The 24,653-nt window shown below is 74.7% G+C and carries 17 protein-coding genes and 2 pseudogenes; 15 read left to right on the forward strand and 4 right to left on the reverse strand.

Annotated features, from left to right (window positions below):
* Positions 1–263 precede the first annotated feature (263 nt).
* The 3 genes and pseudogenes from ACQEVS_RS25200 (at position 264) to ACQEVS_RS25210 (ending at position 5,629) form a co-directional block, all read left to right on the forward strand.
* Positions 264–1,613, forward strand: a complete 1,350-nt coding sequence (locus ACQEVS_RS25200; protein ID WP_433023790.1) for an aminotransferase class III-fold pyridoxal phosphate-dependent enzyme — start codon at positions 264–266, stop codon at positions 1,611–1,613.
* A 21-nt stretch (positions 1,614–1,634) separates the two neighbouring features.
* Positions 1,635–3,604 (forward strand): annotated as a pseudogene (locus ACQEVS_RS25205) (IucA/IucC family protein).
* A 12-nt stretch (positions 3,605–3,616) separates the two neighbouring features.
* Positions 3,617–5,629 (forward strand): ATP-dependent DNA helicase, encoded by a 2,013-nt coding sequence (locus tag ACQEVS_RS25210; RefSeq protein WP_433023792.1) that lies wholly within the window; start codon positions 3,617–3,619, stop codon positions 5,627–5,629.
* Positions 5,630–5,810: 181 nt separating this feature from the next.
* Here the strand turns inward: ACQEVS_RS25210 and lexA are convergent, their stop codons facing one another.
* The gene (lexA, locus tag ACQEVS_RS25215; protein ID WP_433023794.1) at positions 5,811–6,596 is read right to left on the reverse strand and encodes a transcriptional repressor LexA; all 786 of its coding nucleotides are present in this window, start codon (positions 6,594–6,596) and stop codon (positions 5,811–5,813) included.
* 940 nt (positions 6,597–7,536) lie between these two features.
* Here lexA and nrdR point away from each other — a divergent pair.
* The 6 genes from nrdR to ACQEVS_RS25245 all read left to right on the forward strand — a co-directional run bounded on the left by nrdR (position 7,537) and on the right by ACQEVS_RS25245 (position 14,463).
* Positions 7,537–8,079, forward strand: a complete 543-nt coding sequence (nrdR, locus tag ACQEVS_RS25220) for a transcriptional regulator NrdR (RefSeq protein ID WP_433023796.1) — start codon at positions 7,537–7,539, stop codon at positions 8,077–8,079.
* Between the two features lie 118 nt (positions 8,080–8,197).
* Positions 8,198–11,068: a vitamin B12-dependent ribonucleotide reductase gene (locus ACQEVS_RS25225; protein WP_433023798.1), complete on the forward strand. Its 2,871-nt coding sequence runs from the start codon at positions 8,198–8,200 to the stop codon at positions 11,066–11,068.
* A 177-nt stretch (positions 11,069–11,245) separates the two neighbouring features.
* Positions 11,246–11,683 (forward strand): hypothetical protein, encoded by a 438-nt coding sequence (locus tag ACQEVS_RS25230; protein WP_433023800.1) that lies wholly within the window; start codon positions 11,246–11,248, stop codon positions 11,681–11,683.
* Positions 11,684–11,716: 33 nt separating this feature from the next.
* Positions 11,717–12,889: a sensor histidine kinase gene (locus ACQEVS_RS25235; protein ID WP_433023802.1), complete on the forward strand. Its 1,173-nt coding sequence runs from the start codon at positions 11,717–11,719 to the stop codon at positions 12,887–12,889.
* Complete coding sequence (locus ACQEVS_RS25240; protein ID WP_433023804.1) at positions 12,886–13,494, forward strand: response regulator; 609 nt, start codon at positions 12,886–12,888, stop codon at positions 13,492–13,494. The genes ACQEVS_RS25235 and ACQEVS_RS25240 overlap by 4 nt, the downstream gene beginning before the upstream one ends.
* Positions 13,495–13,857: 363 nt before the next feature.
* Positions 13,858–14,463, forward strand: a complete 606-nt coding sequence (locus ACQEVS_RS25245) for a YdbC family protein (protein WP_433023806.1) — start codon at positions 13,858–13,860, stop codon at positions 14,461–14,463.
* Positions 14,464–14,485: 22 nt separating this feature from the next.
* Here the strand turns inward: ACQEVS_RS25245 and ACQEVS_RS25250 are convergent, their stop codons facing one another.
* Positions 14,486–15,172, reverse strand: a complete 687-nt coding sequence (locus ACQEVS_RS25250) for a TetR/AcrR family transcriptional regulator C-terminal ligand-binding domain-containing protein (RefSeq protein WP_433023808.1) — start codon at positions 15,170–15,172, stop codon at positions 14,486–14,488.
* Positions 15,173–15,276: 104 nt separating this feature from the next.
* Between ACQEVS_RS25250 and abc-f the strand changes: the two genes are divergently transcribed.
* The 5 genes and pseudogenes from abc-f to ACQEVS_RS25275 all read left to right on the forward strand — a co-directional run bounded on the left by abc-f (position 15,277) and on the right by ACQEVS_RS25275 (position 20,022).
* Positions 15,277–16,893, forward strand: a complete 1,617-nt coding sequence (gene abc-f, locus ACQEVS_RS25255) for a ribosomal protection-like ABC-F family protein (protein ID WP_433023810.1) — start codon at positions 15,277–15,279, stop codon at positions 16,891–16,893.
* Between the two features lie 47 nt (positions 16,894–16,940).
* Positions 16,941–17,600, forward strand: coding sequence for a histidine phosphatase family protein (locus tag ACQEVS_RS25260; protein ID WP_433023812.1), 660 nt, complete (start codon positions 16,941–16,943; stop codon positions 17,598–17,600).
* Positions 17,601–17,611: 11 nt separating this feature from the next.
* A complete protein-coding gene (locus ACQEVS_RS25265) occupies positions 17,612–18,508 on the forward strand; it encodes an ADP-ribosylglycohydrolase family protein (protein ID WP_433023814.1) in 897 nt (298 codons plus the stop codon).
* 148 nt (positions 18,509–18,656) lie between these two features.
* Positions 18,657–19,383, forward strand: a pseudogene (locus ACQEVS_RS25270) (ribonuclease HII).
* Between the two features lie 57 nt (positions 19,384–19,440).
* Positions 19,441–20,022: a hypothetical protein gene (locus ACQEVS_RS25275; RefSeq protein WP_433023816.1), complete on the forward strand. Its 582-nt coding sequence runs from the start codon at positions 19,441–19,443 to the stop codon at positions 20,020–20,022.
* 64 nt (positions 20,023–20,086) lie between these two features.
* On the opposite strand, the gene ACQEVS_RS25280 is transcribed toward ACQEVS_RS25275, so the two are convergent.
* Both ACQEVS_RS25280 and ACQEVS_RS25285 read right to left on the reverse strand, forming a co-directional pair.
* The gene (locus tag ACQEVS_RS25280) at positions 20,087–20,662 is read right to left on the reverse strand and encodes a hypothetical protein (RefSeq protein ID WP_433023818.1); all 576 of its coding nucleotides are present in this window, start codon (positions 20,660–20,662) and stop codon (positions 20,087–20,089) included.
* A gap of 212 nt (positions 20,663–20,874) precedes the next feature.
* A complete protein-coding gene (locus ACQEVS_RS25285; protein ID WP_433023820.1) occupies positions 20,875–23,040 on the reverse strand; it encodes a RecQ family ATP-dependent DNA helicase in 2,166 nt (721 codons plus the stop codon).
* Between the two features lie 138 nt (positions 23,041–23,178).
* Here ACQEVS_RS25285 and ACQEVS_RS25290 point away from each other — a divergent pair, with 138 nt between their 5' ends.
* Positions 23,179–24,573, forward strand: coding sequence for a DUF4192 domain-containing protein (locus ACQEVS_RS25290; protein ID WP_433023822.1), 1,395 nt, complete (start codon positions 23,179–23,181; stop codon positions 24,571–24,573).
* The last annotated feature ends 80 nt before the right edge of the window (positions 24,574–24,653 follow it).

Raw genomic sequence — 24,653 nt, forward strand, 5'->3', positions numbered from 1 at the left:
GAGTGTTCTCCCCCGTTCGGTGACACAAGTGCGGGTGCGTGACCGCGTCCGCGGAACCGGCCGCGCGGACTTGTCATGCACCGCCCCGGTGGCGGGGCAGGGACACCCTACGCCGACGCCGCGGGGGACGGGTCGGGGCGGCACGCCGCCGACCGGTGTGGCACGCGCCGCACCTTCCCTCCCGCGCACCCGTGATCCGGACGGCCCCGCGTCGTTGGTACGTACGGGGACGTCCGGCGTTCAACAGGAGGAGGACACAGGTCGTGGCCTTGACCCAGCCACCGGCGGTGCTCTCGGCGGGACGCGGCGCCCCGCGCCGGGAGCCGCCCGCCCGCGCGCACGCCTGCCCGCTGCCCGTCGTCCCCGCGCGCGCCCGGGGCCTGACGGTCGAGACGGCCGACGGCCGCCGCTACCTCGACTGCTTCCCCGGCGGCGGCGCGCTCGTCCTCGGCCACCACCACCCGGTGGTACGCGAGGCCGTCCGCTCCGCGCTCGCCCGCGGCGTCCCGCCGGCCGAGGTCTTCGCCGACGAACTGCGGGCCACCCTCCCCGGCCGGCCGGCGGACCTCGCCCGCCTCCACTTCTGCCCGCCGACCCGCGCGGCGGCGCTCGCGGCGGCGCGGGCGCTGGCGGAGGGCGCCGGAAGGCTCGTCGAGATCGTCCCCGGCCGGGACGGAGCCGACGGTTCCGAGGGTGGCGGTGTTGTCGGCAGCGCGGGCTTCTTCGGAGCGCACGGTCTCGCGGCGGGCCGCCCGGCGGCCGGGCGCGACGCCGCCGCGGCCCGGGTGCTTGCCGGCGGTTCCGGGGGCCCTGCCGGCGCGGTGCCCGGCGGGGGCGGACGAGGCGGCACGCCGGCCCACGACCCCGCCGCCGCCCGGGTGCGGCCCCTGGGCCCGCCCGGAACCGACCCCGAGGCCGGTCACACCCTCCTCATCGCCGACGAGACGCGCACCGGCCTCGGCCGGACCGGCGCCTTCTGGGACGTGGAGCACACCGGCCGCGTCCCCGACGTCATGGTCCTGGCCGGCGCGATCGGCGGCGGACTGCCGCTCGCCCTCCTCGTCCACGGCGCCGACGTGCCCGCCGCCCTCCCGGAGCGGGACGCCCGCGGCAACCGGCTGGCCATGGCGGCCGGCGCGGCCACGCTGCGGTACGTCCGGGAGAACGGCCTGGCCCCACGGGCCGCGGACCTGGGCGCGCGGATGCTCTCCCGGCTCCGCCGGGCCGTCGCCGACCGGGCCCCGGTCACCGGCGTGCACGGCCGCGGCCTGCTGCTGGACGTCACCTGCGCCGACGCCACCGCCGCCGAGGCGGTCCGCCGCGCCTGCCTCCGCCGCGGTCTCCTCGTCGGAACGGACGACGACGAGCCCCGCCTGCTGCGCCTCCTGCCGCCCCTCACCCTCACCGACGAACAGGCGGAAGCCGTACTCGACCGCTTCACCGACGCGGTCGGCGCCGTGCGCGGGGGCTCCCGGGCGGGCGGACCGGTGGCGCTCGCCGGCGCGGGCCCGGCACCGCTCCGGGACGACGCCCGCCCGTACGTGCCGGAAACGATCGCCGCCCCAGGGAAGCCCGCCGCCCCACGGAAGGAGGCAGGCGCGGCCCCGGCCTGACGGCCCGGCCCGCCGCACCGTATGAACGCACGCCCCGCCACGTCGTCGATCCCCGCCCCAGCCCGTCCGAGCGCACCGGTCGCCGCCGTGCCGCGCCCCGGCGGGCAGCCCCGGACGGCCCCCGGCGCTCCGGCCGACCCCCTCGACCACCCCGACCCCGCGACCGCCGCCGACAGCGCCGCCGTCGACGCCCTCCTGCGCTGCTGGGTGCGCGAGCACGACGTCGACCGGCCGCCGGGGCACTGCCTCCAACTGCCGCTCGCCATCGACGGGAACGTCCTCCACGTCCCCGTCCGCTACTGGTCGCCCACCGGGCGGCACCGGTTCGGCGCCCCGACGCTGCTGAACGCCCCGGACGGCGCCCCCGCCCTGGACGCCGTCACCCTGGCCGCGCTGCTCGGCCGGGAGGCGGCGTACGGCGGGGGCCGGGGGCACGCGGCCGGTCTCGCCGCGCTGGTCGGCCGGGTCGCCGACTCCGTGCGGCGGACGGCGGTGTTCGTCGAGGAGCGCCGGGCCCGCCCGGCCGACCCCGCCACCGACGCCCTCTTCCTGCACGGGGAGCAGGCGTCGTTCCTGGGCCACCCCTGGCACCCCGCGCCGCACAGCCGCGAGGGCTTCTCCGCCGCCGAGTCCCCGCGCTACGCGCCCGAGTGCCGGGGCGCCTTCCCCTGCACTGGCTGGCCGTCCACCGGTCCGTGCTGGCCGCCGACTCGGCCTGGACGGAACGCGGCCGGCCCGTCGAGGCGGCGACCCTCGCCGCCCGCCTCCTCGCCACGGAGCCAGCGCCGCACCTCCCGCCCGACACCGTGCCGCTGCCCCTCCACCCCTGGCAGGCACGCGACGTCCGCTGCCGTCCCGCCGTCGCCGAACTCCTCGGCGCCGGGCTGCTGCACGACCTCGGGCCGCACGGCGCGCCCTGGTACCCGACCTCCTCGGTCCGCACCGTGCACCGGCCCGACGCCCCGGTGATGGTCAAGCTCGCGCTGGGCGTACGCCTCGCCGGCCGCACCCGTGAGCCGGGCCGGGCGGAACTGCGCCGCGGCGTCGCTCTGCACCGGCTGCTGCGCGGCGGCCTCGCCGAGCGCTGGCGCGCGGCCTGCCCCGGCGGTCTGGGCTTCGACGTGATCCGCGACCCCGCCTGGCTCGCTGTCGACACCCCTGGCGGCGGCCCGGCGCCCGGCCTCGCCGCCGTCCTCCGGCACAACCCCTTCGGCCCCGGTGACGACGCCGTCTGCCTCGCCGGCCTGACCTCGCTCCGCCCCTGGCCGGGCCGCACGACACCGGCCGGGCACCCGGCCGTCTCCTCCCGGCTCGCCGAGACCGTCCACCGGCTCGCCCGGCGCACCGGCCGGCCGCCGGCGGTGATCGCCGTCGAATGGTTCCTGCGCTATCTCCACGCGGTCGTCCGCCCGCTCCTCTGGCTCGACGGCGAGGCGGGCGTCGTCCTCGCGGCGCACCAGCAGAACACCCTCGTCCTGCTGGACCCGGACGGCTGGCCGGTCGGCGGCCGGTACCGGGGTGGGCAGCACGCCGGATTCCGGGAGTCCGCGCGGGACGCGCTCACCGCCCGGCTCCCGGCCCTCGCCGCGGACGGCGAGGAGGCGTTCCTGCCGGACGGCACGGCCGACGAGCGGTTCGCCCACCACCTGGGCTGCGACAACGTCCTCGGGCTGATCGGCGCCTTCGGTTCCGGGCGGCTCGCCGACGAGCGGATCCTGCTGGCGGCGCTCCGCCGGTTCCTCGCCCGCGTCGCCACCGGTCCGGACGCCACCCGCTCGTCCCTGCCGCGCCGCCTGCTGGACGCGCCCACCCTGCGCTGCCCGGCCCACCTGCTGGGCGAGCCGGCCGGGGACGGTGCCGGGCCGCCGTACGTCACGATCGCCAACCCCTTGCGGCGCCCGGGCGATGAGCGGGGCGGAGGCGGTGGCGAGGGGTGGCGGAGCGGGGCGGTTGTCGTGGACGGGGCCCGTGATGTCGGTGCCGCCCCGTAGGGTGGAAGGGCTATGACTGCCACCCCCGCGCCCTCCGCGTCCCCCGCCCCGTCCGGGTCCCGGCCCGACCTCACCGCCCTGCTGCACGCGGCCGTCACCGCGGTCGGCGGCACCGAGCGCCCCGGCCAGGTGGCCATGGCCGAGGCGGTGGCCGAGGCCATCGACGGCACCTCGCACCTGCTGGTCCAGGCGGGGACGGGCACCGGCAAGTCCCTCGGCTACCTCGTGCCCGCCCTGGCGCACGGGGAGCGGGTGGTGGTCGCCACCGCGACGCTCGCGCTCCAGCGCCAGCTGGTCGAGCGCGATCTGCCGCGGACGGTCGAGGCGCTGCACCCGCTGCTGCGCAGGCGCCCCGAGTTCGCCATGCTCAAGGGCCGCTCCAACTACCTCTGCCTGCACCGGCTGCACGAGGGCGTGCCGCAGGAGGAGGAAGACGGCCTCTTCGACCCCTTCGAGGCGGCGGCCCCCACCAGCAAGCTCGGCAAGGACCTGCTCCGCCTGCGCGACTGGTCCGACGAGACGGAGACCGGCGACCGGGACGACCTCACGCCCGGCGTCTCCGACCGTGCCTGGTCCCAGGTGTCGGTCACCTCGCGGGAGTGCCTGTCCGCCTCGAAGTGCGCCTACGGCGCCGAGTGCTTCGCGGAGGCGGCCCGGGAGCGGGCCAAGCTCGCCGACGTCGTCGTCACCAACCACGCCCTGCTCGCCATCGACGCCATCGAGGGCGCCCCGGTCCTGCCCCAGCACGAGGTGCTGATCGTCGACGAGGCGCACGAGCTGGTCTCCCGGGTCACCGGCGTGGCCACCGGCGAGCTCACCCCGGGGCGCGTCAACCAGGCCGTCCGGCGCGCGGCCAAGCTCGTCGACGAGAAGGTCGCCGACGCGCTCCAGACGGCGGCCGAGAGCTTCGAGCGGCTGATGGAGCTGGCCCTGCCCGGGCGGCTGGAGGAGGTCCCCGAGGACCTCGGCTACGTCCTGGTGTCGCTGCGGGACGCGGCGCGGACGGTCGTCTCGGCGCTCGGCACGACGCGCGACAAGTCCGTCCAGGATGAGGACGCCGTCCGCAAGCAGGCGCTCGCCGCTGTGGAGAACGTGCACGCGGTCGCCGAGCGCATCGTGGCGGGCTCCGAGTACGACGTCGTCTGGTATGAGCGGCACGACCGCTACGGCGCGTCCCTGCGGGTGGCCCCGCTCTCGGTCTCCGGGCTGCTGCGGGAGAAGCTGTTCGGCGAGCGGTCCGTGGTGCTCACCTCCGCCACGCTCAAGCTCGGCGGCGACTTCAACGGCGTCGGCGCCTCCCTCGGCCTCGCCCCCGAGGGCGTCACCGGCGAGGACCTGCCCGAGTGGAAGGGCGTGGACGTCGGCTCGCCGTTCGACTACCCCAAGCAGGGCATCCTCTACGTCGCCCGGCACCTGTCCCAGCCCGGCCGGGAGGGCGGCCGGGCCGACATGCTGGACGAGCTGGCCGAGCTCATCGAGGCGGCGGGCGGGCGGACGCTCGGCCTGTTCTCGTCGATGCGCGCCGCGCAGGCCGCGGCCGAGGCGCTGCGCGGCCGGCTCGACACGCCGATCCTGCTCCAGGGCGAGGACACCCTCGGCGAGCTGATCAAGAACTTTTCGGCGGATCCGGCGACGTGCCTGTTCGGCACGCTGTCGCTGTGGCAGGGCGTCGACGTGCCGGGGCCGAGCTGCCAGCTCGTCGTGATGGACCGGGTGCCGTTCCCGCGCCCCGACGACCCGCTGATGAGCGCCCGGCAGCGGGCGGTGGAGCAGGCGGGCGGCAATGGCTTCATGTCCGTCGCCGCGACGCACGCCGCCCTGCTGATGGCCCAGGGCGCGGGCCGTCTGGTCCGGGCCACGGGTGACCGGGGTGTGGTGGCGGTGCTCGATCCGCGGCTGGAGACGGCGCGCTATGGGTCGTTCCTGCGCGCTTCCCTGCCGGATTTCTGGTACACGACCAACCGCAATCAGGTCCGCCGCTCGCTGGCGGCCATCGACGCGGCGGCGAAGGCGGAGAATCGCTGAGCGGGTATTTCCGTTCGCAATGCGGGCGTTCGCAATGCGAACGGGGAATTCGGGTGTGCCCCGTTACCCCGCCGCACTCCCGGACCGGTCGGGGAAAGAGCGGGGTGAACACCGGACCGGTCGCGGACAGCGGCGAGCCCCGGAACCGGCGCAGTGATTCCGGGGCCCGGTCTCGGTCCGCTCAGACCCGCCGCAGGACGGCCACGACCTTGCCCAGGATGGTGGCCTCGTCGCCGGGGATGGGCTGGTAGGCGGAGTTGTGCGGCAGCAGCCACACATGGCCGTCCTCGCGCCGGAAGCGCTTGACCGTCGCCTCCCCGTCGAGCATCGCGGCCACGATGTCACCGTTCTCCGCGACCGGCTGGCGGCGGACCGTCACCCAGTCCCCGTCGCAGATGGCGGCCTCGATCATGGAGTCGCCGACCACCTTGAGGACGAACAGCTCGCCGTCGCCCACCAGCTGCCGGGGGAGGGGGAAGACGTCCTCGACCGACTCCTCCGCGAGGATCGGGCCGCCCGCGGCGATCCGGCCGACGAGCGGCACGTAGGACGCGGCGGGCTTGCCGGTGGTGTCCGTCGGCTGGGAGCTGGGCTGGTCGGAGCCGCGTACCTCGTAGGCGCGGGGACGGTGGGGGTCCCGGCGGAGGAAGCCCTTGCGCTCCAGCGCCATCAGCTGGTGAGCGACGGAGGAGGTGCTGGACAGCCCCACCGCCTGGCCGATCTCGCGCATGGACGGTGGGTAGCCGCGCCGCTGCACCGAGTCCCGGATGACCTCGATGACGCGCCGCTGCCGGTCCGTGAGGCCGGAGCTGTCCGCGCGGATTCCGGGTGGCCGCCCGGGGAGCGCACGGGCCGGCTTCTGCCCGTCGTTGTTCATGCCGGTGTCGTTCATCGGGTGTGTCTGGTCGAGTCGGCTCTGGGAGCGGTCCTGGGCGGTGATGGTGGCGCTGTTTGCGGTGGTGGTCACGTCGGCCCCTCTCGAAATGTTCTCCCTAGCTGGACAACGGTAGTTGCTTTCGAAAGGTTGCGCCAAACACACGTTCGAGTGAAATATCGCTGATTCGCTGACTTGATCAGGCGTGAGGGTGTACGAGCGAAGATCAATTCCGCTCGCGACCGTCCCCGGCCGACTTCGCACCGTCCGTGGCGGGCGCGTGATTCCGCGGAATTCCGGGATTCCCGGAGTCCGGGGCCCGCCCTTCCGCGACCCGCTCGCCCCGCCGTTCCCGGCCGCGCGGGAATTCCCGCAATTCACGGCTCCGGCGAGACCGCGTTCGACGGGACGGGGTGGAACGCCCCGCCGCGTGCCCGGGCCGGCGACGCGCCCGGAGACGGCGGTGCGTTCCCGGGCGACGTGTGGTGCGTGGTGGCACCAGTGTGGCATCCGCCCCGACGCCGGCGCCCCCGAGGGTCCGCCGCCGCGCCGCTCGCGTACCCTCGACGTCGGCCCCGCCGAGTCCGGCGTCCGGCCCCGCCGCGACCTTCGGCCGCTCTCCGTCGCCGACCTCGCGGACGGCCGCCGGGCGTCTCCGGCCGACCCCGCGGACGGCGCTCCAAGCGCCTCGCGGCGAGCCGCGCGCGCCACGCCCTCCGCCGCGTTCCGACGGCCTCCAGACGGCCGTCCGGCGCGTCTCCGGAGGCCCTTCGCCGGCCTCCGCCCCGGGCCGCGTTCCGCGACACGCGCTGGGCCCGCTTGGCGACCGGACACCAGATCTAGTGGTTTGATGGCGGCAGCCGCCCACAAGTTGTGGTCGGTGGCCGATCCCGGTCATCCCCACCCATGGCCATCGCCTATGCTTGGGGCTGCTTCGCGGGGCCCTGCCTTCAGGGCCGGCCGGAGCCGTGGATCGTGCACGTCCCCCGGGTCTCCCGGGGATCTCGTCGAGGGTGAAGGAAGGTGGAGAACCATGCACTGCCCCTTCTGCAGGCACCCCGACAGCAGGGTCGTCGACAGCCGGACCACGGACGACGGCTGCTCGATCCGCAGGCGCCGCCAGTGCCCCGACTGCTCCCGCAGGTTCACGACGGTCGAGACCGCGTCCCTGATGGTGATCAAGCGGAGCGGCGTGACCGAACCGTTCAGCCGCACCAAGGTGATCTCCGGTGTGCGGAAGGCGTGCCAGGGCCGCCCCGTCACCGAGGACGCCCTGGCCAAGCTCGGCCAGCGGGTCGAGGAGGCCGTGCGCGCCACCGGCAGCGCCGAGCTCACCACGCACGACGTCGGCCTGGCCATACTCGGTCCGCTGAAGGACCTCGACCTCGTCGCCTACCTGCGGTTCGCGTCCGTGTACCAGGCGTTCGACTCGCTTGAGGACTTCGAGGCGGCCATCGCCGAACTGCGCGGCGGCGCTCACGTCGCCGGCCAGGAGGGCCGGGACGGCCCCGCGAAGGACGCCGGCGGTCGCGGCGGGGACCTCGGTGTCCCCGCGCCCGCCACGGCCGCCGACTGAGCGGCCCCATACGAGACCTGCCCGGTGCGCCCCCGCGCACCCGGGCGAACGACACACATCGCGCCATGGAAGAAATGTGCGCACAAGGGCGTTTTCGCCCGGTAGAGGGAGGCGTGGCATGACAGAGACGACGAGCGGCCCGGCACGAGGTTCCCGCTCCAAGGGGAACAAGGGCGGCAAGGGCCTGCGCATCGAACGCATCCACACCACCCCCGGCGTGCACCCCTACGACGAGGTGGTCTGGGAGCGTCGTGACGTCGTCATGACCAACTGGCGCGACGGCTCCATCAACTTCGAGCAGCGCGGCGTCGAGTTCCCCGACTTCTGGTCGGTGAACGCGGTCAACATCGTCACGAGCAAGTACTTCCGCGGCGCGGTCGGCTCCCCCGAGCGCGAGGCGAGCCTCAAGCAGCTCATCGACCGCGTGGTGCTCACCTACCGCAAGGCCGGTGAGGAGCACGGGTACTTCGCGTCCCCCGCGGACGCCGAGATCTTCGAGCACGAGCTGACCTACGCCCTGCTCCACCAGGTGTTCAGCTTCAACTCGCCGGTCTGGTTCAACGTCGGCACCGCCCAGCCGCAGCAGGTCTCCGCCTGCTTCATCCTCTCCGTCGACGACTCCATGGAGTCGATCCTCGACTGGTACAAGGAAGAGGGGATGATCTTCAAGGGCGGCTCCGGCGCCGGCCTGAACCTCTCCCGCATCCGCTCCTCCAAGGAGCTCCTCTCCTCCGGCGGCAACGCCTCCGGCCCGGTGTCGTTCATGCGCGGCGCCGACGCCTCCGCCGGAACCATCAAGTCCGGCGGCGCCACCCGCCGCGCGGCCAAGATGGTCGTCCTCGACGTCGACCACCCGGACGTCGAGGCCTTCATCGAGACCAAGGTGAAGGAGGAGGAGAAGGTCCGCGCCCTGCGCGACGCCGGGTTCGACATGGACCTGGGCGGCGACGACATCACCTCCGTCCAGTACCAGAACGCCAACAACTCCGTCCGCGTCAACGACGAGTTCATGAAGGCCGTCGAGACCGCGTCGAAGTTCGGCCTGCGCTCCCGGATGACCGGTGAGGTCATCGAGGAGGTCGACGCCAAGGCGCTGTTCCGCAAGATGGCCGAGGCCGCCTGGGCCTGCGCCGACCCGGGCATCCAGTACGACGACACCATCAACCACTGGCACACCTCGCCGGAGTCGGGCCGCATCACCGCGTCCAACCCGTGCAGCGAGTACATGCACCTGGACAACTCCTCGTGCAACCTCGCCTCGCTGAACCTGATGAAGTTCCTCAAGGACGACGACCAGGGCAACCAGTCGTTCGACGCCGAGCGCTTCGCCAAGGTCGTCGAGCTGGTCATCACGGCGATGGACATCTCCATCTGCTTCGCCGACTTCCCGACCGAGAAGATCGGCGAGACCACCCGCGCCTTCCGCCAGCTGGGCATCGGCTACGCCAACCTCGGCGCGCTGCTGATGGCCACCGGCCACGCCTACGACAGCGACGGCGGCCGCGCCCTGGCCGGCGCCATCACCTCGCTGATGACCGGCACCTCCTACCGCCGCTCCGCCGAGCTGGCCGCGATCGTCGGCCCGTACGACGGTTACGCCCGCAACGCCGACGCCCACCAGCGCGTCATGAAGCAGCACGCGGACGCCAACGCGGTCGCCACCCGCATGGACGACCTGGACACCCCGGTCTGGGCCGCGGCCACCGAGGCGTGGCAGGACGTGATCCGCCTCGGCGAGAAGAACGGCTTCCGCAACGCCCAGGCGTCCGTGCTGGCCCCCACCGGCACCATCGGCCTGATGATGGACTGCGACACCACGGGCGTCGAGCCGGACCTGGCCCTGGTCAAGTTCAAGAAGCTCGTCGGCGGCGGCTCGATGCAGATCGTGAACAACACGGTCCCCAAGGCCCTCAAGCGCCTGGGCTACCTGCCCGAGCAGGTCGAGGCGATCGTCGCCCACATCGCCGAGCACGGCAACGTGATCGACGCCCCGGGTCTGAAGGCCGAGCACTACGAGGTCTTCGACTGCGCCATGGGCGAGCGCGCGATCTCCGCCATGGGCCACGTGCGCATGATGGCCGCCGCGCAGCCGTTCCTCTCCGGTGCGATCTCCAAGACCGTCAACCTGCCCGAGACGGCCACCGTCGAGGAGGTCGAGGAGGTCTACTTCGAGGGCTGGAAGATGGGCCTGAAGGCCCTCGCGATCTACCGCGACAACTGCAAGGTCGGCCAGCCGCTCTCCGCCAAGAAGAAGGAGGAGGAGAAGAAGGCCGAGGCCGTTCCCGCGGTGGCGGAGAAGGTCGTCGAGTACCGCCCGGTCCGCAAGCGCCTCCCGAAGGGCCGCCCGGGGATCACCACCTCCTTCACGGTCGGCGGCGCCGAGGGCTACATGACGGCCAACTCCTACCCGGACGACGGCCTGGGCGAGGTCTTCCTCAAGATGTCCAAGCAGGGCTCGACCCTCGCGGGCATGATGGACGCCTTCTCCATCGCCGTCTCCGTCGGCCTCCAGTACGGCGTGCCGCTGGAGACCTACGTCTCGAAGTTCACCAACATGCGCTTCGAGCCGGCCGGCATGACGGACGACCCGGACGTGCGGATGGCGCAGTCGATTGTCGACTACATCTTCCGCCGCCTGGCGCTCGACTTCCTGCCGTTCGAGACCCGCTCGGCGCTCGGCATCCACTCGGCCGAGGAGCGCCAGCGCCACCTCGACACCGGCTCCTACGAGCCGGCCGACGAGGACATGGACGTCGAGAGCCTGGCCCAGTCCGCCCCGCGCCAGGTCGAGGCCCCGAAGGCCGAGTCCACTCCGGCCGCGGCCGCCGTCCCGGCGCCGAAGCAGCCGCACAACTCCACCGAACTGATGGAGATGCAGCTCGGCCTGAACGCGGACGCCCCGCTCTGCTTCTCCTGCGGCACCAAGATGCGCCGCGCGGGCAGCTGCTACCTGTGCGAGGGCTGCGGCTCGACGAGCGGCTGCAGCTGACACCCGGCGCGGGTGTGACAGCTGACGCGTAGTCAGACGGAGGGGACCGGCCACGCGGCCGGTCCCCTCTGGCGTTCCCCCCGGCGGAGGTGCGCCGGGCGCGATGACAAATGTCATGGGCGAACAAGGGGCGATCTCACTGCTCGGGCGCCGATGCCCGCGAAGACGATGGTGGGTATGGATAAGCAGCAGCCCGGCCCCGTACCGGAGGCAGACCTTCGTCATCCCGTCAGCCGGAAGGCGTTCCGCACCGTGAAGGTGCTCGTCGGGGGGTATGTGGTCCTCAGCGTGCTGACGCTCGTGGCCATCGCCCTGTTGCGCGACGACGCGGACGCGGTGAACTCCGCCGTCTGGGTCCGCGCCGGCATCGTCGTCGCCAGCGCCCTGTTCACCCGCGCCTTCGCCGTCCGCGCGGCACGCGGCTCGCGCGGGGCGTACCGCAGGCTGCGTGTCGTCTCCGGCGTCATGGTGATCGCCATCATCGTGATCGTCGCGCTGCCCGGGACGTTTCCGCTGTGGCTGAAGACCGAGCAGGCGGTCTGCGGGCTGTTGCTGTCCGGCGTCGTCCTGATCGTCAACGGGCGGCACCTGCGCGCCCTGTTCGCGGCCCGGTGAACCACGTGACCGGACGGTGTTAGCGTGCCCGGCATGGGCGACGTCGCGGAGGCACGCGGAGGAGGCGTGCCAGGGGGTGACCCGCTGCGCTGGACGCGGGGCTGGCGGCGCACCGTCCTCGCGTCCGGGATGCTCGTCTATCCGGGAGTGACGGCCTTGGGCGTCGCCCAGTACGCGACGGGCGGCACCGCCGTCGTCGGCTACGCCGTCGTGGCCGCCTTCTGCGGGGGGTACGCCCTCGCGGGCGTCTCCTTCGTCTCGGGCCACCGGGCGCGGACGGGGGCGCTGCTCTGGAGCATGGCCGTGCTGTGCGCGGCCGAGGTACCCGTCGCCCGGAACTACGCCTTCTTCCTCGCCGCCGTGGTCGTCTCCTTCGCGGCCATGGCGCTGCGCCGGCACCGGGCCCTCATCGTGACGACCGGCGCTCTCGCGGCGCTCGTCGTGCCCTGGGCGGTGCGGCCGTGGCACCGCGGGCCCGGCTGGGGGGAGGCGCTCGTGATCGTCTTCACCAGTCTGATGGTGCTCGGGTACTCCGAGATCGCGACCGCCCACCGCGCCCTGCTGGAGGCCCGCGCCGAGGTCGCGCACCTGGCGTCGGAGGCCGAACGGGCCAGGATCGCGCGGGACCTGCACGATCTGCTCGGGCACTCGCTCACCGTCGTCGCGGTCAAGAGCGGCCTGGCCCGCCGCCTCGCCGAGAGCGGATCGCCGGGGGCGGTGGAGGAGATCACGGCGGTCGAGGGCCTGGCCCGGCGGATGCTCACCGATGTGCGGGCGGCCGTGTCCGGCTACCGCGAGGTGACGCTCGCCGGCGAACTCGCCCGCGGCAGGGAGCTGTTGCGCGCGGCGGGCGTCACGGCCGACCTGCCCACGGCCACCGACGTCGTCGACGCGGCGCACCAGGAGCTGTTCGGCTGGGCGGTCCGGGAGGGCATCACCAACGTCGTACGCCACGCCCGGGCCACCCGGTGCACCGTGCGCCTGGCCCCGGACGGCGTCGAGATCCGCGACGACGGGACCGGCGCCGGCGCCGGCACCCCGGCCCCCGGCGGCAACGGACTGACCGGCCTGCGGGAGCGGATCGCCGCCGCCGGGGGCACGGTGGCGGCGGGCCCGGCCGCCCCGCGCGGCTGGCGGCTCCGCGTCACCCTCGCCCGTCCCGGACCACCGGAACCCCGCCGCACCACGAAGGGCGCCTCCTCATGACGATCAGGCTGCTGCTCGCCGACGACCAGGACCTGATCCGGGGCGCCCTGTCCGCGCTGCTGGGACTGGAGGAGGACTTCGAGGTCGTCGCCTCCGTGGACCGCGGCGACAAGGTCGTCGCCGCCGCCCGCGCGCACCGGGTGGACGTGGCCCTGCTCGACATCGAGATGCCCGGCCTCGACGGCCTCGCCGCCGCGTCCGTCCTCGCCGAGCAGGTGCCCGAGTGCCGGGTGGTGATCCTCACCACCTTCGGCCGCGCCGGATACCTGCGCCGGGCGATGACGGCCGGCGCCGTCGGCTTCGTCGTCAAGGACGCCCCGCCCGAAGCCCTCGTGGACGCCATCCGCCGCGTCATGCGGGGCGAGCGCGTCATCGACCCCGCCCTCGCGGCGGCCACCCTCGCGGCGGGCCGCTCCCCGCTGACCACGCGGGAGACCGACGTACTCAACGCCGCCCGCTCCGGCGCCACCGTCGCCGAGATCGCCGCCAGGCTGTACCTCTCCGAGGGAACCGTGCGCAACTACCTGTCGGCCGCGATGGCGAAGACGGGCACGCGCAACCGCGTGGCGGCGGTGCGCGCCGCCGATGAGCGGGGGTGGCTGTGACTCTCCCGCGCCTGCGTTCCCAGGCGGAGGAGCACGTAGGCAGGCGTCGCGCGCTCCTCCATCGCGCGGGGCGCGTTCCCGCCCGCCGGAGGGGGCGGTCTCTCGTTATCGGCGCATTCGCGTCGGCCGGGTGTCTACGGGACGTTGTGCAGCGGGCGGATGCGGAGTCGCGAGGGGCGGTGGCGGGGCCGGGGAGTGCTCCGGTGGCGCCGTCGCCGAACGGTGAGGTTCGGGACGGGAGTTGACGCCGGGGGCCGAGTCGTGCGGATGGGCGCGGACGGGGGCCGGTGCGCCGCGCGGGCCGCCCGGTGGCGCTCGTTCGCGGCGTGACGCGGGCCACTTCGGGCGCCGTACGATGAGCCGGTGCTGATCAAGTGGATTCGCTGCGTCGTGGTGGACCGCCGGGGCTTCGACCGGGCGCAGCGGAAGTGGGCGGGGCTGCTGGGGGAGCCGGGATTCCTGAGTCAGGGCGGCGGGACGAGCCGGAGCCGTCCCGGTGTGGCGCACCTCTTCTCCTTCTGGGAGAGCAGGGCGTTCTACGACTCCTTCATGGCGCGATCGCACGACAGGCTGGCCGCGGCACAGGCGGGCACGTACAAGGACCTCCGGGTGCGGCTGTTCGAGCACTGCCTGGACGTGAAGGTGGGATTCCGCCCGGAGTTCACGGACGCGGACGTGGTACGGATCGCGCACTGCCGGGTCCGGGAGGAACGGGAGGAGCACTTCCGCACCGTGCAGGAGAAGGTGTGGAACCCGGCGATGGCGGGCTCGCCCGGGATGCTGCGCGGCATGCTCGGCGTCGCGCCGGGCCCGGAGTTCCTGATCCTCTCGATGTGGAACTCCGAGGCCGAGCACGGGAAGTACCGCGCGGAGCGCGTGGAACGGCTGGCGCTGCGCGCTCAGATGGAGGCGGACGTGCGGGCCGTCGACGGCGACGTCGTCGGGGTGGAGCCGTCCTGGACCGTGTGACCGGGGCCGATCGCCCGGGTGGTCACGCCGTTCGTCCGCCCGCGGTGTCCGCGGTGGCGGCGTACACGCCCGCCCGGGCGGCGGCGAGGGCCGCGGCCGCGGCCTGGTCCGCGGCGGCGGCGTCCACGGGCTCCCGGGTGATGAAGAGGCGGAGGAACAGGGGGGCGCCGACCGCCCGGACGAGCGCCCCGGGGTCGGTGCCGGCCGGGATCTCGCCGCGCTCCGCGGCGCGGGCGACGAGCGGGGCGCAGCGCCGGAAGCGCTCGTCGTAGAAGCCGCGGAGGGCCCGCGCGGCACGGTCCGACTGGAACGCGGCGGCGATGAAGGCGGCCGGGGCCGCCGCCGTCGCCGGGTCGGTGAAGGTGTCCAGGATCTCCTGGGCGAGGGCTCGCAGGTCGCCGTCGAGGGAGCCGGTGTCGGGCGGCGTCCAGGTGTCCTCGCCCGCGAGGTCGAGGGCGTCCGCGAGCATTCCCTCCACTCCGCCCCAGCGACGGTAGAGCGTGGTCTTGTGGACGCCCGACCGCTCGGCGACGTACTCGACGGTGAGACCCGGATAACCGTGTTCGACCAGGCCGGTGAGCACGGCGTCCCGGACGGCGGCGCGGGTGCGCGCGGTGCGGCCGCCGGGCCGGACGGTGCCCGGGGTCGGGGACTGGGCGGGGGGCGGGGCCGGCGCCGGAGTCCCGGGGGAATGCTGATCCGCAGACAAGTGCAACTCCAGTTGTATTAGGCGGCGGGCCGTGTCATGCTGTCAGGGTAACGCCATCGAAGTTGCGTTTGGCGGTCTGTATGCCGCCGGAGGGGGAGATCCGCATGCCTGCTCAGCTTTCCTTGTGCGAGGTGTCCGTGTCCCGGGGCGACCGGCCCCTGCTGGAGCGTGTGTCCATGACCGTGCGGCCGGGGGAGCGCGTCGGTCTCGTCGGCGAGAACGGGGCGGGCAAGTCCACGCTCCTCAAGATCCTCGCGGGCGTCGAACCGCCCGACGAAGGCTCGGTCGTGGCCCAGGCGGACGGCGGGATCGGCTACCTCCCGCAGACACCCCGGTTCCCGCCCGGCGGGACGGTGGCGGACGCCGTCGACGAGGCGCTGGCCGAACTCCGGGCGATCGAACGCGCGTTGCGCGAGCTGGAGCCGACCCTGGCCACCGGGGACGCCGGAGCGCTGGAGGAGTACGGGCGGCTGCTCACCGCCTTCGAGGCGCGCGGCGGCTACGAGGCGGACGCCCGGGTGGACAAGGCGCTGCACGCCCTCGGCCTGGCCGACGTCGGCCGCGACCGGCGGCTGGACACGCTGTCCGGTGGCCGGCAGGCGCGCCTCGGCCTGGCCTGCCTGCTCGCCGCCGCGCCCGAGACCATGCTCCTGGACGAGCCGACCAATCACCTCGACGAGACGGCCCTCGCCTGGCTGGAGGACACCCTCCGCTCCCACCGCGGCACCGTCGTCGTCATCTCGCACGACCGGGCCTTCCTCGAACGGGTCGCCACCGCCATCCTGGAGGTCGACGCCGACCGGCACACCGTCGTCCGCTACGGCGGCGGCTACGCCGGCTACGTCGCCGAACGGCTGGCGGCCCGCCGCCGCTGGGAGCAGGAGTACGAGCGGTGGTGCGCCGAGACGGAGGCGCTCGCCGAGGCGGCGGCGGAGACCGCCCGCCGCGTCGCCCCCGGCCGCGCCATGAAGGACGGCAACAAGATGGCGTACGACCGGGCCGGGGGCCGCGTCCAGGCATCGGTGGCCGGCCGGGTCCGCAACGCGCGGGAGCGGCTGCGCAGGCTCCGGGCCGACCCCGTCCCCCGGCCCCCGGAGCCCCTGCGCTTCACCGCCCGTCCGGTACGAGCGGAGGCGGACGGGCTGCTGGCGACCCTCGACGGCGTCCGGGTCGGCGACCGCCTGCGGGTCGACTCGCTGCACGTCGAGGCCGGCGGCCGGCTGCTGGTGACCGGCGCCAACGGGGCCGGCAAGTCCACGCTGCTGCGGGTGCTCGCCGGCGAGACCGACCCGGACGCGGGGACGGTGACCCGGCGCGGCCGGATCGCCCACCTGCCGCAGGAGATTCCCACGGGCCGGCCCGCCGACCGGCTGCTCACCGCCTACGCGCGCGACCTGCCCGGAACCCCCGACGAGCGGCGCGAGGCCCTGCTGTCCACCGGCCTCTTCCGGGAACGCGACCTGCATGTGGCGGTGGGCTCCCTCTCGGACGGCCAGCGCCGCCGGCTCGCCCTCGCCCGCCTGCTGGCCCGCCCCGCCGACCTGCTGCTGCTCGACGAGCCCACCAACCACCTGGCGCTCGCCCTGGTCGAGCAGTTGGAGGAGGCGCTCGCCCAGTGGACCGGGGCCCTGGTCGTCGTCTCCCACGACCGGACCCTGCGGGACCGCTTCGCCGGGCGGCGCTGCGAGATACGGGACGGCCGGCTGCTGGACGCCCGGTGAGCCCAGGCGGGCGCCCGGTGCGCCGCTTCCCGCCATAGGGTGGCGTCATGGCACGGCCCCGGCGCATCGTCCTCCTCCGCCACGGCGAGTCGGAGGGCAACATCGACGACACGGTCTACGAGCGCGAACCCGATCACGCCCTGGCCCTGACGGCACTGGGCCGCCGACAGGCGCAGGAGGCCGGGGTCCGGCTGCGTGAGCTCTTCGGGGACGAACGGGTCTCCGCCTACGTCTCCCCCTACCGCCGGGCCCACCAGACCTTCCGCGCGCTGGGACTCGACCCCGCCCGGGTCCGGGTCCGCGAGGAGCCCCGGCTGCGCGAGCAGGACTGGGGGAACTGGCAGGACAGGGAGGATGTACGCCGGCAGAAGGCGTACCGCGACGCCTACGGCCACTTCTTCTACCGCTTCGCCCAGGGGGAGTCCGGGGCCGACGTCTACGACCGGGTGGGCAGTTTCCTGGAGAGCCTCTGGCGCAGCTTCGACGACCCCCGGCACCCGCCCAACGTCCTCCTGGTCACCCACGGGCTGACCATGCGGCTGTTCTGCATGCGATGGCTGCACTGGACCGTCGCGGAGTTCGAGAGCCTGTCGAACCCGGGCAACGGGGAGAGCCGGATGCTCGTCCTGGGCACCGATGGGCGGTACCACCTGGACCGGCCGTTCGAGCGTTGGTGTACCCCTGAATCGTATGGCTTCACCGATTAGAGTTCGCTGCGATGACCGCTGACCGATTCCCCCGGGCCCTCGCCAGCCTGCGCGGGCTGGCCGTGGGCGACGCCCTCGGCTCCCAGTTCTTCGTCCCCGCCAACTACCCCTCCCTCAAACGCCGCGCACTGCCGCCCGCCCCCTGGCAGTGGACCGACGACACCGAGATGGCCTGCTCCGTCGTGGCGGTCCTCGCCGCCCACGGCCGCGTCGACCAGGACGCCCTGGCCCGCTCCTTCGCCGACCACCACGACTTCGACCGCGGCTACGGCCCGGCCGTCGGCCGGATGCTCCGGCTGATCAGGGAGGGCGGCGACTGGCGCGAGCTCGCGGCGGCCCTCTTCAAGGGGCAGGGCTCCTGGGGCAACGGCGCGGCCATGCGCATCGCCCCGCTCGGCGCCTGGTACGCGGGCGACCCGGAGCAGGCCACGCACCAGGCGGAGATCTCGGCCTATACGACCCACCAGCACCGCGAGGCCGTGGCGGGCGCCATGGCCGTGGCCGCCGCCGCCGCGGTCGCGGCGGAGGCCGACGGCACGGCGGCCACCGGCGAGCGGCTGCTCGACGAGGTGATCGCCCTCGTCCCGCGCAGCGCCGTGCACGCCGGGCTGCGCAGGGCGCGCGACATGCTCGACTACGACGACGCGACGACGGTCGCGGCCGTGCTCGGCTGCGGACGCCGGACCAGCGCGCACGACACCGTGCCGTTCGCCCTGTGGTCAGCGGCCCGCCACCTGGGCGACTACACGGGCGGTTTCTGGACGACGGCGTCGGTCGGCGGGGACGTCGACACCACCTGCGCCATCGTCGGCGGAGTGATCGCCGCGGCCGACCGCGGCGCACCGCCTACTGCCTGGCAGGACGCCACCGAGGCCCTTCCCGGCTGGCTGCCGGCCGCCCCGGAATGATTCCGCCGACGGGCCCGCCGGGCGTCGCCCCACCGGCCCGCCGGCGTCTGCGAACCGGCCCGCCGGCCGCCCCGGACCGGCCCGCGAAGGAGGAGTGAGGGGGCCGGGGCGGCGATGACCGCTTCCGGGGCGTACCCTTGCTGGCGCCATGCCCTACGAACCGCCTACCCACAGCGTCGAGCGCTCCCTCCGGGCGACGACCGGAGCCAAGATCGTCGCCGGCGTCGACGAGGTCGGCCGGGGCGCCTGGGCCGGCCCGGTCACCATCTGCGCGGCCGTCACCGGCCTGCGCCGCCCGCCGGAAGGGCTCACCGACTCCAAACTGCTGACCCCAAGCGCCGCCGGGCGCTCGTCGGACAGCTGGAGTCGTGGGTCACCGCCTACGCCCTCGGTCACGCCTCCCCGAGGAGATCGACGAAATGGGCATGACGGCGGCGCTCCGGCTGGCGGCGGGGCGGGCCCTCGACGGCCTCCCGGTGCGGCCCGACGCCGTCATCCTCGACGGCAAGCACGACTACCTCGGCGAGCCGTGGCGGGTCCGCACGGTCGTCAAGGGAGACCAGTCCTGTGTGGCCGTCGCGGCCGCGTCCGTGATCGCCAAGGTGCGGCGCGACGCGATGATGGCCGAACTGGGCGCGGACCACGCGGAGTTCGGGTTCCCCGACAACGCGGGGTACCCCTCGCCCGTCCACCGGGACGCCCTGGAGCGGCTGGGACCCACGCCGCACCACCGGCTGTCCTGGGCCTATCTGGACGCGCTGCCCCGGTGGCAGCATCTGAAGCGGACGCGTCTCGCGGCCGGGGGCCCGGAGGGTCCCGCGGGCCGCGGAACGGCCGCCCTGGAAGCCGGCGGTCAACTCGGTTTCGAGTTCTGACCGCGGAAGTGCCACCCGCCGATGCGACTCGCACCGGCGTTTGATAGACATCGACCTATGCCTCTCATCCCCGAGGAGCCTCAGATTCACGAGAGTGTCCCGGGTCCCCGCGCTGTTCCGGCCGCCGGCCGCACCGCGTCGACCCCCCGCCCCGTTCCCGGCCCCCGCCCGGCCCCCCGGCCCGGCCCCCGCGCCGCACGCCCGGTGCCCGCGCCCCCCGGCCCGCGCACCCCGCCCCCGGCGGCACCCGCCGCCCCCCAGGTCCAGCTGATCCCCGTTCCGGCGGAGGGTGCCCTGGACGCCGCCGACGAGGCCGTCGACCTGCTGCTCGACAGCGGCCGCGCCCCCGGCGACGTCCTGGTGCTGACCACCGGGGAAGCACACCCCTGGGCCGCTCACGAGCTGTCCTTCGGCGAGGCTTCCTACTGGGCCCAGCACGATGCCGCGGACGACGTGTTCTACGCCGACGCCGGTGCCGACCGCGTGACGGGACGCCCCGTCGTGGTCGTCGCCGTCAACGGCGGCCCCGACGCGGCGGTGCAGCGCGCACTGCCCGCGGCCCTGCGGCGTGCCGGTGCCCTGCTGGTCGTCTGCGGGGACAGCGCCCGCGTCAACTCCGCTCTGTCGGCGGCCGTCTGACCCGGCGCCTCCCCGAGGCGCCGGTCCCGGCCGCACGGGCCCGGCGCCGGGTGACCCGTGTGCGTCACCCGGCCGCGGCGTGCCGCAGCGCCGGCGCCGGACGGACGGAGCCGGCCGCGGCGGCGCGGTGCTCGGCGGAGCGGGGACTGCGCCCGTTCCTGCCCTCGCCGAGGATCCGCCAGCCGTCGTCCGTGAGCGTGATGTACGCCCCGCAGCGCAGCCCGTGGAGCACGCAGGCGTCGCGCAGGGCCCACATCCAGGCGCCGTCCTCCACGGTCCAACGGCCGTCCCCCTCACGGCAGTAGAGCAGTACCGCCGTGCGCACCGGGGAGCGTCTGCGCAGGTCGTGCGGGATCACCCGGCGCAGCCGCGCCAGCAGCGCGTTGCGCAGCTCCCAGCCGTCCCGGACCGCCGCCCGGCGGGTGAAGGAGGCGCTGGCCACCAGCCGTTCGTCCGGATCGAGGACGGCGACCACGGCCGTGCGAGGCGTCGGCAGATGCCGGGCGTGCAGCCCGGTGACGACCTCACGGGGGCTGCGCAGCAAGGGAATTCCGGCGGCGGCCCACTCAGCGGGCTCCACCACGCGGACCGGCCGCCCGGGGGCGAGCCGGGACAGGGACGGGACCGGGCCGAAGGCCATGACTCTCCCTTCGCCTGCGCACCCGCGGCGGCCGCGGGGGTCGGCAACGAGGAACAGCAGACGGCAGCCCAGCGGGCCGTGGGGGACGGGAGCGGGGAGCCGGTCCCATTCTCGTGGCCCCACCCGCCGCACGGCAACGATCAATTGACGTCACCGGCCGGAACCGGGCGGCACTCCTTCCGCTTCCCGTGTAGCCACACCCCCCTCCTCCGTCAGCCCTGCACGGCCAGCACCAAGGGGAACACCTGGGACGCGCCCGCCCGGCGCAGCAGCCGCGCCGCCACCGCCAACGTCCAGCCGGTGTCCGCCAGATCGTCGACGAGCAGCACCGGGCCGCGTGCCTCCGCCAGCCGGGCCGCGAGCTCCGGCGGAACGGTCAGCGCCCCGTCCAACGCCCGCAGCCGCTGCGCGCTGTTGGTGCGCGGCACCCGCGAGTCCTCCGCGTCCGCGCGGTAGGAGACGGCACCGAGGAACGGCATCCGGCCGACCGCCGCGATGTGTTCGCCCAGCGAGCCGATCAACTTCGGCCTGGTGCGCGAGTCCACGACGACGACGCCCACCGGCCGGTCCGGCGCGTCCGGCGCCCCGGAGGCCCAGCCGCCCGGCCCCTTGGCCCAATCGGCGAGCACGGTCACCACGGCGCCCGCCACATCGTCCGGAACAGGACCGTCCGGAGCCTGCGCGGCCAGCAGCGGACGCAGCCGGTTGCCCCACCCGATGTCGGAGAGCCGCCCCAGCGCCCGGCCGGGAGCCGCCTGCTCGCCCGCCGGAATACGGCCCTTGAGGTCCACCCCCACCGCCGGCATGCCGGTCGGCCACATCCTGCGCGGCTCCACCTCGACCCCGGGCCGCCCCAGCTCGCCGCGCGAGGCGTCGAGCGCCTGCCCGGACACCTCCGCGGAGAACCGGGCCCCCGCGCAGTTGTCGCAGCGCCCGCAGGGAGCCGCCTGTTCGTCGTCCAGCTGACGGCGCAGGAACTCCATCCGGCACTCCGTCGTCGTCGCGTAGGCCCGCATCGCTTCCTGCTCGGCCTTCCGCTGCCGCGCCACCCAGGCGTAGCGCTCCGCGTCGTACGTCCACGGCCGGCCGGTCGCCGTCCAGCCGCCGCGCACCCGGTGCACGGCCCCGTCCACGTCCAGGACCTTGAGCATGGTCTCCAGCCGCGACCGGCGCAGCTCCACCAGCGGCTCCAGGGCCGGCAGCGACAGCGGCCGGTCCGCCGCCGCCAGGACGTCCAGGGTGCGCCGGACCTGCTCCTCGGGCGGGAACGCCAACGAGGCGAAGTACTGCCAGATCGCCTCGTCCTCCCGGCCCGGCAGCAGCAGCACCTCCGCGTGCTCGACCCCGCGCCCCGCGCGGCCCACCTGCTGGTAGTAGGCGATGGGGGAGGAGGGCGAGCCCAGGTGGACGACGAAGCCGAGGTCGGGCTTGTCGAAGCCCATGCCGAGCGCGGACGTCGCGACGAGGGCCTTCACCCGGTTGGCCAGCAGATCCTCCTCCGCCTGCTGCCGGTCCGCGTTCTCCGTCTTGCCCGTGTACGCCGTCACCACGTGCCCGCGCCGGCGCAGGAACGCCGTCACCTCCTCCGCCGCCGCGACGGTCAGCGTGTAGACGATGCCCGAACCCGGCAGCTCGTCCAAGTGGTCGGCGAGCCAGGCCAGTCGGTGCGCGGCGTCCGGCAGGCGCAGGACGCCGAGGCTCAGGCTCTCCCGGTCGAGCGGCCCCCGCAGGACCAGCGCCCGCTCGGCGCCCTCGCCCGTCCCCAGCTGCTCGGCGACGTCGGCGGTGACCCGGGCGTTGGCCGTCGCCGTGGTCGCCAGCACCGGGACACCGGGCGGCAGTTCGGCCAGCATCGTGCGCAGCCGCCGGTAGTCCGGCCGGAAGTCGTGGCCCCAGTCGGAGATGCAGTGCGCCTCGTCGACGACCAGCAGCCCGGTCGCGGCGGCCAGCTTGGGCAGCACCTGGTCCCGGAAATCGGGGTTGTTGAGGCGCTCGGGGCTCACGAGGAGCACGTCTACTTCACCGGCGGCGACCTCCGCCTGGATGGTGTCCCACTCCTCCGGATTGGCCGAATTGATCGTGCGGGCGTGGATGCCGGCCCGCGCCGCGGCCTCCACCTGGTTGCGCATCAGCGCCAGCAGCGGGGAGACGATCACCGTCGGGCCGCTGCCGCGCTCGCGCAGCAGGGCCGTGGCGACGAAGTAGACGGCGGACTTGCCCCAGCCGGTGCGCTGGACGACCAGCGCTCTGCGGCGGTCGGCGACCAGCGCCTCGATCGCCCGCCACTGGTCCTCGCGCAACCGGGCTCCGCCGGTGGCATCACCCACCAGCCGGGCGAGGACGGCGTCGGCGGCGGTACGGAGCGCTTCGTTGGTCATGGACCCATGCAACACGAGGCCACTGACATCGCGCGACCGAGGTCCGTCGGCGGCCGATATCCACAGGCATTCGTACGATGATCTGCCGTGTGTCCACAGGGCTGGTGGACCCGGAACGTCCTGCGGGACGCTCGGCGCATGACCGACCACGACGCATCGGCCGGCCCTCCGCGGCCGCCCGCCTCCGACCGGGAGCCGTCGGCTCCCACGCACGTCACCCTCCGCAGCCCGGCGGAACTGGCCGACGCGCTGCCCTACCTGCTGGGCTTCCACCCGAACGACAGCATCGTCCTCATGGCGCTGCACGGCGAGGGCAGACGCTTCGGCGGCCGGCTGCGCCTGGGCATCCCCGTGCCGGACGACTGGCCCGACGCCTCCGACGAGCTCGCGGAGACCCTCGTCACCGGCTGCCTCAGGCGCGGCACCCGGCCCGACGGGATCGTCCTCTACCTCTGCCAGGACCCCGCGGACGGCGAGACGTCCGCGGCCGTGATGGAACGCCTGCGCCCGCTCGCCCAGCGCCTGCGGATCGCCTGTGGGGCCCTGGACGTCCCCGTCGTCGAGGCGCTGTGCCTCTCCGACGGCCGCTTCTGGTCCTACTGCTGCTCCGACCCCCGCTGCTGCCCGCCCGAGGGCACGCCCCTGGCACTGCCCGGCACCACGGTCATGGCCGCGGCCGCCGCCTACGCCGGCATCCGCGTGCGAGGGACCCTGCGCGAGATGGAGGCCCGTCTGAGCCCGCGCACGGGCCGGTGGGACGAGGAGCAGCGGCGTGCCCTGGACACCGCCACCTCCCGCCTGCTCCCCCGCGTGATCGCCGGCGAATGCGAGGTGACGCGCCAGGAGACCCTGGACCTGGCGGAACGGCTGATCGACCGCCTCCACGAGACCCCGGCCACGGCCGACGGGGCGGAGGCCGACGCCCGGGACGACGCGCTCCTGACGACCGAGGAGACCGCCACCCTCGTCCTCGGCCTGCAGGACCGCGTCGCCCGGGACCGCGCCGCCGAGTGGATGGAAGGCCCGCGCACCCAGGCGGTGCTGCGCCTCTGGCGCGCCCTCGCCCGGCGCTGCGTCCCGCCGTACACCGAGCACGCGGCCGCACCGCTGACCCTCGCCGGCTGGGTGGCCTGGTCCAGCGGCGAGCAGGCCGAGGCGAGGGTCGCGCTCGGCCGCGCCCTGACCGCCGACCCCGACTACCTCTTCGCCCAACTCCTCCACCACGCCTGCAACGAAGGGCTGGACCCGGAAGCCCTGCGCGAATGCCTCCGGCAGGAACGCGCCGACCGCGCCGTCTGCCAGGCCGCCCGCGCCGCCGCCGATACGCGGCCGCCCGCCGGGGAGGCGGACGGGACCCGGTCCGCCGCACCTTCCGGAGGGAAGGCATCCGTGCCGCGGGCGCGCCGGCGCAAACCGGCCGACGACGCCACGCATCCGAAGCGGGCGGCCGGCGGCGCCGCCGCCGGCGGTCCCGCGGGCAAGCCCCGGGCGCGGCGGCAACCGGCCCGCCGCACCACCCGCGAGCGCCGGTGACGGTGATCGCGCGCCCACCGCCGTGACCTCGGCGGCGCCGCCGCCGTTCACCTGTGTGGCCCTCCTTCCCGTCCGACGTC

The organism is Streptomyces sp. CA-181903 (genome assembly GCF_050937075.1).
Taxonomy (GTDB): domain Bacteria; phylum Actinomycetota; class Actinomycetes; order Streptomycetales; family Streptomycetaceae; genus Streptomyces.